Origin of the sequence: Dysgonomonas termitidis (genome assembly GCF_042654545.1) — a bacterium.
GTDB lineage: Bacteria > Bacteroidota > Bacteroidia > Bacteroidales > Dysgonomonadaceae > Dysgonomonas > Dysgonomonas termitidis.
The window spans coordinates 151,384-166,439 of sequence record NZ_JBHSGN010000156.1 but is presented as its reverse complement, the minus strand read 5'-3'; the positions used below and the strand labels follow the sequence as shown (position 1 = coordinate 166,439).

The 15,056-nt window shown below is 38.4% G+C and carries 16 protein-coding genes and 1 tRNA gene; all 17 read left to right on the top strand.

The features are described 5' to 3' along the window. The first annotated feature begins 204 nt into the window (after positions 1-204). The gene (locus tag ACFO6W_RS24225; protein ID WP_380001377.1) at positions 205-759 is read left to right on the top strand and encodes a hypothetical protein; all 555 of its coding nucleotides are present in this window, start codon (positions 205-207) and stop codon (positions 757-759) included. 23 nt (positions 760-782) lie between these two features. After that, complete coding sequence (locus ACFO6W_RS24220) at positions 783-2,111, top strand: TolC family protein (RefSeq protein WP_380001375.1); 1,329 nt, start codon at positions 783-785, stop codon at positions 2,109-2,111. A gap of 81 nt (positions 2,112-2,192) precedes the next feature. Then, on the top strand, positions 2,193-3,410 hold the full coding sequence (locus tag ACFO6W_RS24215; RefSeq protein ID WP_380001373.1) for an efflux RND transporter periplasmic adaptor subunit: 1,218 nt from the start codon (positions 2,193-2,195) through the stop codon (positions 3,408-3,410). A gap of 4 nt (positions 3,411-3,414) precedes the next feature. Then, complete coding sequence (locus ACFO6W_RS24210) at positions 3,415-4,167, top strand: ABC transporter ATP-binding protein (RefSeq protein ID WP_380001371.1); 753 nt, start codon at positions 3,415-3,417, stop codon at positions 4,165-4,167. Between the two features lie 126 nt (positions 4,168-4,293). After that, the gene (locus ACFO6W_RS24205; protein WP_380001369.1) at positions 4,294-5,514 is read left to right on the top strand and encodes an ABC transporter permease; all 1,221 of its coding nucleotides are present in this window, start codon (positions 4,294-4,296) and stop codon (positions 5,512-5,514) included. Positions 5,515-5,827: 313 nt separating this feature from the next. Continuing rightward, on the top strand, positions 5,828-6,934 hold the full coding sequence (locus ACFO6W_RS24200; protein WP_380001367.1) for a sensor histidine kinase: 1,107 nt from the start codon (positions 5,828-5,830) through the stop codon (positions 6,932-6,934). Then, positions 6,931-7,650, top strand: coding sequence for a LytR/AlgR family response regulator transcription factor (locus tag ACFO6W_RS24195; RefSeq protein ID WP_380001365.1), 720 nt, complete (start codon positions 6,931-6,933; stop codon positions 7,648-7,650). The genes ACFO6W_RS24200 and ACFO6W_RS24195 overlap by 4 nt, the downstream gene beginning before the upstream one ends. Before the next feature lie 106 nt (positions 7,651-7,756). After that, positions 7,757-7,841: transfer RNA gene (locus ACFO6W_RS24190), tRNA-Ser, on the top strand. Positions 7,842-8,110: 269 nt separating this feature from the next. Next, positions 8,111-9,202, top strand: coding sequence for a site-specific integrase (locus tag ACFO6W_RS24185; RefSeq protein ID WP_380001363.1), 1,092 nt, complete (start codon positions 8,111-8,113; stop codon positions 9,200-9,202). Between the two features lie 468 nt (positions 9,203-9,670). Beyond that, positions 9,671-10,207 carry a dihydrofolate reductase family protein gene (locus ACFO6W_RS24180; protein ID WP_380001361.1) on the top strand — a complete coding sequence of 179 codons (537 nt, stop codon included), beginning with the start codon at positions 9,671-9,673 and terminating at the stop codon, positions 10,205-10,207. 76 nt (positions 10,208-10,283) lie between these two features. Then, positions 10,284-10,781: a GNAT family N-acetyltransferase gene (locus tag ACFO6W_RS24175; RefSeq protein ID WP_380001359.1), complete on the top strand. Its 498-nt coding sequence runs from the start codon at positions 10,284-10,286 to the stop codon at positions 10,779-10,781. Beyond that, the gene (locus ACFO6W_RS24170) at positions 10,778-11,707 is read left to right on the top strand and encodes a hypothetical protein (RefSeq protein ID WP_380001357.1); all 930 of its coding nucleotides are present in this window, start codon (positions 10,778-10,780) and stop codon (positions 11,705-11,707) included. Before ACFO6W_RS24175 ends, ACFO6W_RS24170 begins: the two co-directional genes overlap by 4 nt. Before the next feature lie 2 nt (positions 11,708-11,709). Next, entirely contained in the window at positions 11,710-12,078 is a 369-nt protein-coding gene (locus tag ACFO6W_RS24165) for a hypothetical protein (protein WP_380001355.1), read from the top strand. Between the two features lie 109 nt (positions 12,079-12,187). Then, positions 12,188-12,505 carry a helix-turn-helix domain-containing protein gene (locus ACFO6W_RS24160; RefSeq protein WP_380001353.1) on the top strand — a complete coding sequence of 106 codons (318 nt, stop codon included), beginning with the start codon at positions 12,188-12,190 and terminating at the stop codon, positions 12,503-12,505. A gap of 33 nt (positions 12,506-12,538) precedes the next feature. Continuing rightward, a complete protein-coding gene (locus ACFO6W_RS24155; RefSeq protein ID WP_380001351.1) occupies positions 12,539-13,369 on the top strand; it encodes an RteC domain-containing protein in 831 nt (276 codons plus the stop codon). A 260-nt stretch (positions 13,370-13,629) separates the two neighbouring features. After that, the gene (locus ACFO6W_RS24150) at positions 13,630-13,956 is read left to right on the top strand and encodes a helix-turn-helix domain-containing protein (RefSeq protein ID WP_380001349.1); all 327 of its coding nucleotides are present in this window, start codon (positions 13,630-13,632) and stop codon (positions 13,954-13,956) included. Between the two features lie 189 nt (positions 13,957-14,145). Next, the gene (locus tag ACFO6W_RS24145; protein WP_380001347.1) at positions 14,146-15,045 is read left to right on the top strand and encodes a helix-turn-helix domain-containing protein; all 900 of its coding nucleotides are present in this window, start codon (positions 14,146-14,148) and stop codon (positions 15,043-15,045) included. Positions 15,046-15,056: the final 11 nt, after the last annotated feature.

Below are 15,056 nucleotides of genomic sequence, written 5' to 3'. Positions count from 1 at the left end.
TACAGAAACGCTACATAAAAAATAAGGTTGGACAAAGAAATTATTTCTTTACGGTTAAGTATTTCGTAATATTCTTAACAGCGAATACTTCCCTTTTATCATGCGAAAACGCTTATACTTCTATGGAATCTGCCTGTCTGTCGATTAGCTTTGTTTGTCACCCTTCCTCCTCCTAATTTTGAGATAGAAATAAAAATAAGAATTATGAAAAGGTCAATTCTAACAGCAACATTCATTCTTATATGCTCCGCTTTGGCTGCACAACCGCCAATGAGTGGTGGCAGGCCTCAGGGTGGCCGAGGGGGAGGCCGTCCGCCTATGATGAACGGTCAGGGACAAAACCAGGATAGTTTTATGATAATGGGGATGCCCGAAATCCCGGGCCTAACACTGGAACAACGCGAAAAACTGGGAAAGGAAATAACCAATGAACGTAAGGATATTTCCAAGTTGATGCAGGAAAAGCAGCAATTGAAAATAGATTCCGAAAATCCGGGAATGGCGGAAAAAGAAAGACAGAAACTTTTCGGGAAGATGGCTAAAATAGACGAAAAGATAAAAAAGAAAGAAGAAAGATATGACAAGAAGTATCGTTCTATCCTATCTGAAGAGCAATATGATATATTCTCCGCTAGTAAGAAGAATATAGAGTTCAGAGGGCAAGGCAGACCCGAAAGGGGCAACAGGCAACAGCCGCCTGCACAAAGACCCGATGATGGCGGAGGCCGTCCGGATATGCCGGATGAGGATATGTTTTGATAATTTCATGAATCAGATATTTTATGAACACGTATAATATTAGAAGATTGTTTGGTTTGGTAATGGTTGGTGTTCTTATACCAGCCATTGCTTTTTCACAAAAGAAATGGACTTTGCGGGATTGCATCGATTATGCACGGCAGGAAAATATTCAGGTGAAAAAATCGGACATTACAGCAGAAACTTACGATGTGGATATTTCGCAATCCAAGGCCGCATTGTTCCCTTCCCTCAGCGGAAGTGTCTCACAGCGATATACCAATTCCCAGTCGCCGGACGGAAACGGGGATTACAGGTACGAAGGTCTATTCAACGGGCAATATACCCTGAATGCGAACTGGACTGTGTACAACGGTGGAAAAAACAGGAATGATATAAAGCAGGCTCAATTGCAGAAAGAGATGCAGAACCTGAATACCCAGAATACCCGGAACAATATTGAAATAGCTATAACTCAGGCCTACCTGCAAATACTATACAGCAGGGAATCGATAAAAAACAATGAAAATATAGTCGCTTCAGATTCCGCTCAATTGGAACAGACTAAAATATTTCTTGATGCCGGTAGTATAACCCGGAGCGAATATGCGCAGGTGGAAGCGCAATACAGTGCCGATAAATATAATCTGGTGCAGGCTCAGAATTCGTTTGAGGTTTATAAGCTGCAATTAAAACAACTGCTGGAGCTTGATTATGACGAAGAAATGGATATCGATTTTCCACGGATTGCCGATCAGGACATATTATCTTTTATCCCTTCAAAATATGAAGTTTATCAGAGGGCTTTGAATATTATGCCGGAAATTGCCAGCGGCAAAACAAATATAAAACTGGCAGAACTCAACAAATCGTCTGCCAAAGCGGGCTATTTACCGACAGTATCCGTATCGGGAAGTATCGGTACAGGAAATATATTCAACAGCAGTCCCTCATTTGCGACACAGATAGGGCGTAATTTCAATCAGAGTGTGGGACTGACGGTCAGCATCCCTATATTTGATAATAAACAGAACCGGTCGAATGTAAAGAAAGCCGATTTGAATATTCAAATGGCTGAACTGGATCTTATCGATACACAAAAGACATTGCTGTCGACAATAGAAAACCTGTATCAGGATGCGGTATCTGGACAAAGTAAATACAATGCGGCAAAAGACAAACTTAATTCGGCCAAATTGAGCTATGAACTGGTGCAGGAACAATATGCGCTGGGAATGCGCAATACAGTTGAACTGACGACCGAAAAAAATAATTATGCCAATGCTTTGCAGGATTTGCTGCAAGCTAAATATACGGCGTTGGTAAGTCTCAAATTACTTAATTTTTATCAGGGACAGGAAATCGCATTATAATTATTAATTAATAGTTGACAATTAACTCTTTACAGATTATAAACAACTTGTAACTCGTTTACTCGTAACTCGTAACTAATTATGAACAAGAAATTGAAAAAATACCTGATTATTGCAGTCGTAATAGCAATTGTGGCTACAGGGATATTCTTCCTTCTGCCGTCAACAAAAGGTTCTGCGATTATACTGGACACAGCAAAGGTAGAAAAAGGTGATATCTCGATCGCTGTTACCGCGACAGGTACTATAGAACCGATCACACTTGTGGAAGTAGGTACACAGGTATCGGGTGTCATATCCAAAATATATGTGGATTTTAATTCAGAAGTAAAAGCCGGACAAGTACTGGCCGAGCTGGATAAGAGGCTGCTTGTGTCGGAACTGGAAAACGCGAATGCCAATCTACAGACAAGACAGGTTGAGCTTACATTACAAAAACAAAATTACGACCGTCAGAAAGGTCTGTGGGAAAAGCAAGCTATAAGCAAGGTAGACTGGGAAAATGCCGAATCGGCATATCAGACGGCACAGTTGGCTGTAACTTCATCGAAGGCCGCTGTACTGAAAGCACAAACCAATCTGGGATATGCAACCATCACATCTACTATCGACGGCGTAGTTATATCCCGCGCGGTAGAAGAAGGGCAAACCGTAGCCGCTTCGTTCAGCACCCCTACCCTGTTTACCATAGCTAACGACCTGACAAAGATGCGGGTGATCGCCAATGTGGACGAGGCTGATATAGGCGGTGTGAAAGAAGGACAACGTGTAACATTTACAGTGGATGCTTTCCCTGATGATGAATTTGAAGGAAAAGTGGTACAGGTAAGGCTCGAAGCTACAACAACATCGAATGTTGTTACATATGAAGTCGTTATAGACGCTCCGAATCCCGAATTGAAACTGAAACCGGGACTTACAGCCAGTGTCAATATCTATACACAGGAAGAACAAGACGTGTTGGTAGTACCATCTAAGGCTTTGCGCTTCAATCCTGAGCCCGATATAATGAAGAATTTTAAAGACCTGACGTTGGGGCAGCCTCTGCAGTTCGATCTGAAGGATAAAACAAAGAAAGTAGTTTGGGTAAAATCGGGAAATACACTTTCACCAAAACAGGTAACAGTAGGAACTACTGATGGCGTACATGTATCTGTAAAGGAAGGACTTAATCAGGGAGAAGTAGTTGTTACAGGTATTTCGCAAGAGACAAATAGCAGTATGTCCGAGCCTGAAAAAGTAAATGGCGAATCGAGCCCGTTTATGCCTCAGCGTCCGGGCGGCAACAGAAGGAGATAATGTAATGAATCAGAATAAGGAAATTATAAGAGTAGAAAATCTGAAACGCGACTATGTTGTAGGCGATGAAACGGTTCATGCCTTGCGGGGCATCAGCTTCAGCATACAGGAGGGCGAATTTGTGACCATCATGGGTACCAGCGGTTCCGGAAAATCTACCTTGTTAAATATATTGGGTTGTCTGGATACACCCACAGAGGGAGAATATTACCTTGACGGTATTTCTGTCCGCAAAATGGGAAAGAATGACAGGGCTACACTACGCAACCGTAAGATAGGATTTATATTCCAGTCTTATAATCTGCTGGCGAAGACTACAGCTGTGGAAAATGTGGAATTACCCCTTATGTACAACCCCGATGTTTCGGCAAAGGAACGCCACCAGCGTGCTATAAAGGCCTTGGAAGAAGTCGGATTGGGTGACAGGCTGAACCATAAGTCCAATCAGATGTCGGGAGGTCAGATGCAACGTGTGGCTATTGCCCGGGCACTGGTAAATGAACCCGTAATAATACTGGCTGATGAAGCTACCGGAAACCTCGATACCCGTACATCTTTCGAAATTCTTTCCGTACTGCAACGTATGCATGACGAAGAGGGACGTACAATCATATTTGTAACACACAATCCTGAAATCTCGGCATTCAGCAGTCGCAATATTGTTATTCGCGATGGTAGTATCAAGGAGGATAAGTATAATGAAAATATTCAGTTGGCAAAGGAGTTTTTAGCAAAACTGCCGAAAGAAGATAATTAATGAAATAATGAGATAATACGCCAATGTGCCAATTTGAAAGTGAAAAATATTTTTCGTTTTTCGTCCTTCACTTTTCGTTAAAAAATATTGGCACATTAGTATATTAAAAATTGGCATATTAAAGTTATGAATCTAGTAAATCTATTCAGAATAGCTCTCCGGGCGCTGAGCGGTAATAAGTTCAGGGGATTCCTTACCATGCTTGGTATTATAATCGGTGTAGCGGCCGTTATTACCATGCTTGCAATAGGACAAGGCTCGAAGAAGAGTATACAGGATCAGATATCCACGATGGGTTCGAATATGATAAATATCCGTCCCGGAACAGGTCAGTTTGGCGGAGTACGACAGAGCGCATCGAGTATGCAGACACTGAAACTCGAAGATTATGAGGCTATTGTGGAACAGGCCGAATATATTTCGGCAGCATCGCCCGAAGTACAGTCTTCGGGACAGGTGATTTACGGGGCTAACAACTCTCCTACTTCCATTTATGGTGTAAACCCGTCCTATCTCGATATCCGCAAATATACTATTGCCCAGGGCGAAATGTTTAGTGAAGGAGATGTTAAGACTTCTGCAAAAGTTTGCGTAATAGGACAGACTGTTGTAGATAATTTGTTTACAAACGGTGAAGACCCTGTTGGGCAGACGATCCGTTTCAACAAAATACCTTTTAAGGTAATAGGTGTACTTACCTCCAAAGGTGATAATACGATGGGGATGGATCAGGACGACCTGATAATCGCCCCTTATACGACAGTTCAGAAGCGTATTCTGGCCATTACTTACATTCAGTCCATATCGGCCTCTGCCGTAACAGAGGATGTGACAGAGAATGCTATAACAAGTATAGAAAACATTTTACGGCAGCGTCATAAAATAGGTGCGAATGATGAAGTTGATTTCAATGTACGTTCACAGAAAGAGCTGATTTCCATGATGAGTTCCACAACGGATATGATGACAATCCTTCTGGCATGCATTGCCGGTATATCGCTGTTGGTCGGTGGTATAGGCATTATGAATATCATGTATGTATCTGTAACTGAACGTACCCGTGAAATCGGGCTGCGTATGTCTATCGGAGCCAAAGGTGTGGATATATTGATGCAGTTCCTGATCGAAGCTATCCTGCTGAGCGTAACAGGAGGGGTTATCGGTGTGATACTCGGCGTCAGCAGTGCTTTTATGGTAAATTATCTGCTGGCATGGCCTATCAGCATCCAGGTATATACTATTGTATTGTCTTTCATTGTGTGTACTGCAACGGGAATTTTCTTCGGCTGGTATCCTGCAAAAAAAGCATCATACCTTGATCCGATCGAAGCTCTGAGATATGAATAAGGGTGAATTATCTCTAGAATTGTTTATCTATACGTTTGTGCTATAAGTACAGAGATATTTGATTTCGTTATTGGTTTTCGGAAAAAGTAACAGTAACAAAATATGAATAATGTGTTACCTTTGTTACTTTTTAACAAGCAGTAAGTTGAAAGTTATATGAGATACGAGATATAAAGTTGTTAACTGATGACTGTTCACTGATAACTGAAAAAAACGTTACGTTTGTTACTTTTTAACGAAAAACGGTTAACAAATGTGAATTCGATCTTAAGGTGTCTAAAGTTAACTTATTGTATTTTAAAATGATATAAACATGAAAAACTTTATAAAAATATTTCCACACATCATTATATGGACGATTGCATTGCTGGTTCCGATGTATTTGATTTCGCGTGAAGGGACATTCGATTATAAACCTTATTATAATTATGTTATCCGCATGGGGATATTTGCCATATTGTTTTATGCAAACTATTCTTATTTGATAGAAAAGTACTTGTTCACTAGGAAGTTCGCTCTTTACGTTATTACAAATATAGCACTTATAATCGTTCTGGTAATTCTTCAGACTTTTATATCAGAATCCATGCGACCTGATCCGCAGGTAATAGAGAGTATGGAACAAGGCATGCAGAAGAGACCTCTCCATATGGGCCGATTCCCGGAAGGCAAACATGGTGGACCACCAATTCTGATGCGTTTCGTATTCGATTATGTATCCATTATTTTTGTGATAGGGCTCGCTGTGGCAATAAAAACAACTATTCGCTGGTATCGGGATTCTATTAATTTTGAGAAGTCGAAAAGTGTTCAGTTAGAGGCCGATTTGCGTAACTTGAGAAGCCAGCTTAATCCTCACTTTCTTTTTAATACACTGAATAATATATATTCACTGATCGCCATCGATCAGAACAGGGCACAGGATGCCGTCCATAGGCTCAGTAATCTTTTACGATATGTGATGTACGATAATGATGAGAAATTTGTTCCTTTGGATAAGGAATTGACGTTTACTCAGAATTATATTGATTTAATGAAGCTCCGTCTTAGTGCTAACGTGAAACTGAATGTGCTGATAGACGGCAAAAGCAGCCATGATATGATTGCGTCATTAATGTTTATCACCCTGATAGAGAATGCTTTTAAACATGGGATAAATAATGGTGAAGAAAGTTTTATCGATGTTAGTATTTTGGTAGATCCGGGAAAAGGAGTGCTTTGCACGGTGGAGAACAGCCTTGTGGAAAGAGAAGAAAAAATGAATATGGAAGAGCATAATTCCGGTATTGGTTTAACTAACCTGTCCAAAAGGCTCGATCTTTTATATCCTAACAGGCATGAATTTATCGCAGAGAGACGGACAAATAGTTTCTTTACTTTATTAAGGATCGATTTTGGAAAAGAAAATAATGTGTTATGAAACTGAGATGTGTAATAATAGACGATGAGCCTCTAGCAATAGATTTGTTGAAGACATACGTTGTTAAAACTCCTTTTTTAGAATTGACCGGGACTTTCAACAATGCTTTGTCTGCTATGGATACCATAAGCAATGGGAATGTGGATGTATTGTTTTTGGATATAAACATGCCTCAGATAACAGGACTGGAATTTTCCAAGACCCTCCCTCCTACTACAAAGATTATATTTACAACTGCGTATGACCAGTATGCTGTGGACGGTTTCCGGCTAAATGCACTGGACTATCTATTGAAACCAATTAATTATACAGAGTTTCTTCAGGCAGCGAATAAAGCATTGGAATGGTTTAAGTTGACAGCCGCTTCGTCAAATGATAGTTCTACATCCACTGCGACGAGTATATTCGTGAAATCGGGCTACAGGATGGAAAAAATAGAATTTGATGATATTCTCTATATAGAAAATCAGAAGGATTATGTAAAGTTCCATCTGGAAAATCAGAAGGAGCCGGTTAGTTCGTTGATGAGTATGCAATCACTGGAGGAGAAGCTTCCCGAAAAGCAGTTTATGCGGGTGCATCGCTCTTTCATTGTTAATCTGGATAAGATAAAAACGATAGAAAGAAACTGTGTTGTGTTCGGAAAGGAATATATTCCTGTGTCCGAATCATATAAGGTAAAATTCATGGATTTCCTCAACAAGCATTTCTTTTAATGATGCAGATTTATCGCAAAAAAGGCTGATATTTATTTTGGAATTAGAAAAAAGTACATATCTTTGCATCGCTTTTTAGGAAAAGCACAGTGTTAGGATAAACACTGGAGAGATGGCAGAGTGGTCGATTGCGGCGGTCTTGAAAACCGTTGAACTGCGAGGTTCCGGGGGTTCGAATCCCTCTCTCTCCGCGGAAAGGCTAAGACAAAAGAAGTCAAAAGCAAGGAAAGTCCTACAAATCAGTGATTTGTGGGACTTTTTCGTTTATCCCCATTTCATATAGAAGCCATAAAAAAGCCATTTTTTGACATAGCTGCGTAACCTATTCGTAACCTATTGTCAGAAAATCAAAACAGGTTACGATTTGTCTGATTTGGGCAGTTTGAAGTCCATTTTTGGAAGTCTGTATTTATCTCATTATTTGATTGTTGAATGTATTTTTTAAATTAAATTTTGAGTTATGAAAAAGACCACATTCAGTATCCTTTTTTATGGAAAAAAGAATGGATTAAAGGCAAACGGTAAGATGCCGGTTATGGGACGAATTACCGTGAATGGAAAATCGATCCAGTTTGGAACAAAGGTTGATGTTGATCCTAAATTATGGAATGTAACGGCAAGTAAGCTTGTCGGGAAAACACAGGAAGTCATTAACTCAAACTCAGTGCTTGATAGTATCAAAGCAACGATGACTAAGATTTACAGAGAACTACTTGAAAGAGAAGTTTCTGTCAGTCCTGAACGTATTAAAAACATCTTCTTTGGTGTTGAGATCCAACAACAGATGCTGCTTGATCTTTTTAGGAAGCATAATGAAGATGTTGAGAAACTGATCGGCATAAATAAAAGTAAGGCTACTTACCAAAAGTACGAAGTTACCAGAAAACATCTAACTTCTTTCATCAAAGAAAAATACAATCGATCGGATGTTGCCTTAAAAGAAATCGACTTTATTTTTATAACTGATTTTGAAGTTTACCTCTTGACCACAGCTGGTTGTAATCCGAATACAACAGCCAAATTTATGCAGTTTTTCAAACGGATTGTTATTATAGCCAAGAATAATGGCTGGTTAAAGAGTGACCCATTTATAAATTATAAGATCCGGATTAAGAAAGTCGACCGAGGTTATTTAACACAAAACGAAATAGAATCTATCATCAACAAGAAGATAACGATAAAGCGCCTGGATCAGATTCGGGACATTTTTATTTTCTCCTGTTTTTGCGGATTGGCTTACATCGATGTGAAAAATTTGCGAAAAGAAAATATTCGTATATCATTTGATGACAAACTCTGGCTAATAGGAAAAAGAGAGAAAACAGGAGTGTCTTTTACTATTCCTTTACTTGATATTCCTCAAAGGATACTGGATAAATATGAGGGAGCATTATCGGATGATCGTGTACTTCCGGTTCCAAGTAATCAAAAGGTAAATGCGTATTTGAAGGAAATCGGTTCTTTATGCGGAATTGATAAAGAATTGAGCTTCCATATAGCAAGATACAGAGAGTCCCTTAATCAAGTGTATTTCAGTGTGTTACAAAGTTGACGTTGCCGATAGGTAACGATTTAGAAACCAGCTATCATTATTCGCTGATTAGCTTCGTTTTCAACAATACATTAAGAGCGACTTAATGGATACAAAGGTACGAAAACTACCGGATATATTGTATCTTATTTGTCAAAACTTTCCTATTAAAAATCTGTAACCACAAATAGTTCAGGATCAATTCCAGCAATAATTTGACTGGAATCACTATCTTTGCATCAGAATTTAGAATTTTAACGGATGAATTTCCGTTTAGATATAACATAACGTTCGCTGAACGTCTCATTGCGAAAACTGGTAACTTTCAATTAGAAGAGACAAAGCGCATGTTCATGCTATACAAACGTATAGCGTGGGCTGCTTGTTTCTTCTAAGGGCATACCAGTGCCTCGCAATGGAACAATGCGTGTCCACGCTTCTTTTTTGAGGTACAGCGAGCAATGGTATGAACAATTAAATTTTTGAAACATGAAAAAGATTATCCTTTACATTGCTGCATCGCTCGATCAACGTATTGCAGAGCCGGATGGCGGATTAGAATGGCTTACTGGATTTCCAAATTCCGAAAAGACAGATTATGGCTACAAAGAGCTATTAGCATCGATCGATACCGTTATTATGGGCGGACGTACTTATCGAGAAATATTGAATATGGATGTAATTTGGCCGTATTCAGAACAAATAGCTTATGTTATTTCCCACCACAAATGGGAAGCAAAGGAAAATATGCATTTCATCACAGAAAATATTATTGAGACGATTTCCGAACTACGTAATCAGGAAGGGAAAGACATTTGGTTAGTCGGAGGTGGTGAATTGACTTCGGCACTACTTACTGCTAAATTAATTGATGAAATACAGATATGTTATTTTCCTATAATTTTAGGGAAAGGTATCCCTTTATTTCCAAGTAATCACATAGAGTCTACATGGAAATATATAGGAAGCACGGCCTACAATTCAGGTGTTCTAAAGGTGGATTATATAATAAATAAGACTTGTTGATGTTAATTTGATTCATTTTTACACCGATTCATTTATCAGGTTGAGGTAACTTTGCAGAAAATATAAATATATTAAAATGATACAGTTAAGGAATGTAAACACAGCTACACCCGAAGAAATACAAAAATTAGCAAATAATCATGCAATCGCTGTAAATCTACGGGATGCTTTTCCATATCCTTATACGGTTGAAGATGCTGTTACTTATCTTGAATTAGCCGCAAATGGCGTATTAGGACACGTTTTTGGTATATATGACAATGATACGTTCGTCGGCTGTTGCAGCCTGATTCCGCAAAATGATGTATATCGTATTAATGCAGAAATAGGATATTGGATTGGAGAGCCTTATTGGGGCAGAGGATATGCGACCGATGTAGTAAGGCAATGCTTAAAATTTGCCTTTGAGGAACTTAATTTGTTGCGGGTTTATGCGAATATTTGCGAGTACAATATAGGCTCAATGAAAGTTTTGGAAAAAGTAGGCTTTGAAAAAGAGGCCATTATTAAGTCCTCGATAATGAAAGAAGGCAAAATATTTGACGAACATTTATATAGTATTAGGAAGCAATGAAAAAAGACATAGGCGCTCATATTATCAGCAAATTGGATTTGCAGGATATAGACAAAATACTTGCCGACGAATTAAGTGGGTCAGAGTTAAACACGGTTTTACTGGATGTTTTTAACAGGCGTGTTCAGCAGGAAACACCCTCGTCTTTATTACAGAAATACGAGAGCAACAAACTTGTTAAACCCGCCCCGTTAGAAGATGTTTTGGACTACAAAGAAAATGAATTGCGGACTTATAAATTAATAGCAAGCAAAGGATTTAAACCCGTAGAACTTTCCCCTGTTGCACAGCTTGGGACAAGTAGTGTTATAGCAACGGTAGATCAAAAGAAAGTCCTTACCGCTTTGAGAAATACGGAAGTACAGGCCGACCCAACTAACGCAATAGCATTACATTATGCGGCATTAAAGAAAAAAGGAGAATTAGATAACAAAACCTACAATTACAGTAACATTTCACGGGTAATAAGGACACAAGTTTTTGATAATCCTAATTTCACGCCTCATTTTATTGTTCTTGCTTTGATTTCATGCGGTAGAGATACTGGTAGTTTCACTTTTGAAAAAGAAGAACTATTAAAACATCTGACTACATCGTATGAAATATGTAAAAGTTTCGGAGTGGATAAAATATATTATGAGATTATTCCGTGCAAAGGCTATGACTGTCAAAGCCCGCTTATAACGGAAACAATATCGTATGTCCGGGAAAAAAGTAGTCTTGAAGTTGCGGCTGTTAAGCCACAACATGATAATAACTATTATCAAGGTTTCAGGATAAAACAGCAAATAGTGATTGGCGGCAATACTATTGAAATTGCTGACGGTGGGCTACTTGACTGGACGCAACAGCTTCTAACTAACAAAAAGGAGCGAATGATGACATTTGGTCTTGGCATTCAGGTATTATATCATTTGACTAAATAAACATGGTAAAGGGTAAAGTCATATTTGAAGATGAGGAAAAAGTAGCGATTAAATATCCCTGCTTTGAATTAAAGGATGTTGTAGAGTATTATTTTGAAATATGTACTCCTAACAACTCTATAACTCCGCTTTCACTTGTGGCTTTGCCTAATGCTAATATATCAGTTTCAATTTTTCTATCTGATAGTAGCCAAACATTTAAAGTACACCGTGAATATGGTATAATTGAAACAACAGGCAACAGAATTTCTGGCAGTTTAACGGAAGCAATCGCTATAATATATGCTCCCGGAACGCATGAGTTTGCTATAAAATTTAAGCCTGGAGTTTTACTCTTATTTCGCTGGCGAGATTCAGTTACTTGTCGATAGCCATTTACCCCTGCAAAAATACATTAAGCAGGAGGTTATAGATCAATTAAAACTAAAAAAATCCTTTGATGAACGTGTCCGTTTTGCGGAAGAATTTATTTTAGATTGCTTGAAAAACTTTGATGCAGACCATAAACTTAAAATCGTATCAAAAGCAATTTATTATATTAATAATAATTGTGAATATAAAGCGAATGTAGTAAGTAAACAGGTTGGCGTTTCAACTGCCACACTTAACAGATATTTTAGAGAAGTTTTAGGGATATCTCCCAAGCAGTGCTTTAGAGCCTTACGTTTTAAGGTTGCATTAAGAAGTTATCGTTCTAAAAGTGGTTATGATTTGTATGAGGAATTAGGCTATACCGATTTTTCTCATTTTGTGAAAGAAGCCAAAGATTTGACACATAAAAACCCGTCAGAATTATAGAGATAAAAATATTTGAGTTAAAAGGTAAAACAAGTGTATGCTTCAATTTACTTCCCGTCTAAAAAAGAAATAGATGCAAAGATTGAGCAAATAGAACGCTCGGAAATCAGCATGATTACAAAGTCTTTGGAGGCTTCCTATATCCTTACCGAAGCATTCAATCAACTGAAAGCATTTATTCTGTCATACAAATTCAAAGACGAGGAAGAAGAAATATTCTTTTTTAAAGATGCAAAGCCCAGATTTTGTTCCCGTTTGATATACTATCGAAAGGTTTACAACATTGAAATGAACCGCCCTACCGGTAGTGACAAACAAAGGGAATACCTAAGTGAAATACTAAATGATATAAACAGGTATAACTGCAAGCGGCTCGATTTTATACGTTACTACCGTTCAAGTTCATCTCATTTGGATTCACTCTATTTTCTGCGCGGTCAAACAAATGCAGAACAATATTTGGAAACATTTCGCCACGAATTTGACCAGAATTTTTCCACCAACTGCGATTTTAAGGTCGCAAAAATTTTAGCGAATGATATGCTTTCCGCTTATTTAATGGATGAAATAGAGCTACTAACAGACAATGGGATTAAAATTTTCACCAACGGTTTTCCTGCCAGCAAAATAACATGGCTGGGAAGTAAAGCGGAATTGCAGGAACAAATTTTCTCATGGGATAGTGCAGGAACATTCGGGAAAGTACCACTCACACAACTATTCGACTATATTCAAAATGTATTCAACATTCAGTTAGACCGCAACCTGTCGCGAAGTTTCGATGACCTGAAAATACGAAATAGCCCGACACCATTTCTTGATAAACTAAAAAACGCTCTATTGCGGCGTATGGGAAGAAAGTAGCTAATACCGATGTCGGTATTTTCTGTAAAACACCCGATTTTGATGCTAATTTAGGTCAAAATCGGGTGTTTTGGCTTATAAACCACATTATACCGACCTTTTCCGATTTTTTTCTTGTCGCTTTTCAGAGAAAAATGCGTTTGTAATGCACTGTAAATAAATAATTTGGGAAAAACTTTCAAAAAAAGTCATACCAACCTCGTTAGCGACTATCAGAAATCCCCCGAACTTTGCAGTGAATCAATAAGATACGAAGCATAATGGAAGATGATAATATAAGAGATTTCATGCAAGAATGGTTAGAGCAATTCATGGGACGTTTCGACCGATTGGATAAATTCATGGATATAATGAGCGGACGGCATAATGTATTGAACGGCGAACGGCTTTTGGATAATCAGGACTTGTGCCAACTGCTGAATGTAAGTAAACGGACACTGCAACGCTACCGCTCTGCGGGAGAACTGACCTATATAACCATCCACCATAAAATATTTTATACGGAAAAAAACGTAGAAAAATTCATACGCGACCATTTTACTGATGGCGACAATAACAGTGAAACAGAACTTGAACCATCCGGTTAATTTTTCATTTTTTTGATTATTTGATGTTTAGAACCCTGTACTGTCGTGAATTACTGATTTACAGCGTGGAATGGTAGATTTCAAACAAGAAGCCTTATTTTTACAGAATATAGGATGCGCCTCAGCAATTCAAATAAATTTGATCGCTTTCGGCTTTTTATATATTTGTTATACATAAAATCAGAAATTATGAGCGAAATATTGAATTTTGATACGATACACGATTATAACACCTTTCTGGGAATAGAAACGCTGCACCCTTTGGTAAGTTCTATCGACTTTTCCACAGTCACAAAAGAATTTCATCATATCCGTAAAAGATATGGTTTCTATTTTATTTTCCTGAAAGATGTAAAATGCGGCGATTTGATTTATGGCCGCCATACATACGACTATCAGGAAGGAACGCTTGTGTTTATTGCTCCGGGACAAGTGGCCGGAAAAGATGATACGGGCGAAACTTTCAAAATGCAGGGCTGGGGGTTGTGTTTTCATCCCGATTTGCTTCGGGGTACACTGCTCGGACAGAAAATGAATGATTATTCGTTTTTCTCTTACGAATCGAATGAATCGTTGCATATGTCGGAACGTGAACGGCAGATTATCATAAATTGTTTTCAGGAAATAAAAGACGAATTGAGTCATTCTGTTGATAAACACAGTAAAGCCATCATTACGGCGAATATTGAGGTTTTTCTTAATCATTGCCTGCGCTTTTATGACCGCCAATTCATTACCCGTGAAAATATAAATAAAGATGTATTGTCCCGGTTCGAGGAACTGCTTAACGGTTACTTTGAATCGGATAAACCGCAAACAATCGGTTTACCTTCGGTGCAGTATTTTGCAGATGAACTTCATTTGTCAGCCAATTATTTCGGGGATTTAATCAAAAAAGAAACAGGTAAATCGGCTCAGGAGTATATCCAGATAAAGGTTATTGAAAAGGCAAAGGATAAACTGTACCACCCGGATAAGTCGGTAAATGAAATTGCTTATGAATTAGGGTTTAAATATCCGCATCATTTCAGCCGGATGTTTAAGAAGATTGTGGGTAGTTCGCCAAGTGATTATCGGTTGATGAATTAATAAAAACGAGA

Excerpts from the sequence above, each read along its gene's own strand:
- ACFO6W_RS24225 (WP_380001377.1), top strand. The coding sequence starts at position 205 with ATGAAAAGGTCAATTCTAACAGCAACATTCATTCTTATATGCTCCGCT.
- ACFO6W_RS24220 (WP_380001375.1), top strand. The coding sequence starts at position 783 with ATGAACACGTATAATATTAGAAGATTGTTTGGTTTGGTAATGGTTGGT.
- ACFO6W_RS24215 (WP_380001373.1), top strand. The coding sequence starts at position 2,193 with ATGAACAAGAAATTGAAAAAATACCTGATTATTGCAGTCGTAATAGCA.
- ACFO6W_RS24210 (WP_380001371.1), top strand. The coding sequence starts at position 3,415 with ATGAATCAGAATAAGGAAATTATAAGAGTAGAAAATCTGAAACGCGAC.
- ACFO6W_RS24205 (WP_380001369.1), top strand. The coding sequence starts at position 4,294 with ATGAATCTAGTAAATCTATTCAGAATAGCTCTCCGGGCGCTGAGCGGT.
- ACFO6W_RS24200 (WP_380001367.1), top strand. The coding sequence starts at position 5,828 with ATGAAAAACTTTATAAAAATATTTCCACACATCATTATATGGACGATT.
- ACFO6W_RS24195 (WP_380001365.1), top strand. The coding sequence starts at position 6,931 with ATGAAACTGAGATGTGTAATAATAGACGATGAGCCTCTAGCAATAGAT.
- ACFO6W_RS24185 (WP_380001363.1), top strand. The coding sequence starts at position 8,111 with ATGAAAAAGACCACATTCAGTATCCTTTTTTATGGAAAAAAGAATGGA.
- ACFO6W_RS24180 (WP_380001361.1), top strand. The coding sequence starts at position 9,671 with ATGAAAAAGATTATCCTTTACATTGCTGCATCGCTCGATCAACGTATT.
- ACFO6W_RS24175 (WP_380001359.1), top strand. The coding sequence starts at position 10,284 with ATGATACAGTTAAGGAATGTAAACACAGCTACACCCGAAGAAATACAA.
- ACFO6W_RS24170 (WP_380001357.1), top strand. The coding sequence starts at position 10,778 with ATGAAAAAAGACATAGGCGCTCATATTATCAGCAAATTGGATTTGCAG.
- ACFO6W_RS24165 (WP_380001355.1), top strand. The coding sequence starts at position 11,710 with ATGGTAAAGGGTAAAGTCATATTTGAAGATGAGGAAAAAGTAGCGATT.
- ACFO6W_RS24150 (WP_380001349.1), top strand. The coding sequence starts at position 13,630 with ATGGAAGATGATAATATAAGAGATTTCATGCAAGAATGGTTAGAGCAA.
- ACFO6W_RS24145 (WP_380001347.1), top strand. The coding sequence starts at position 14,146 with ATGAGCGAAATATTGAATTTTGATACGATACACGATTATAACACCTTT.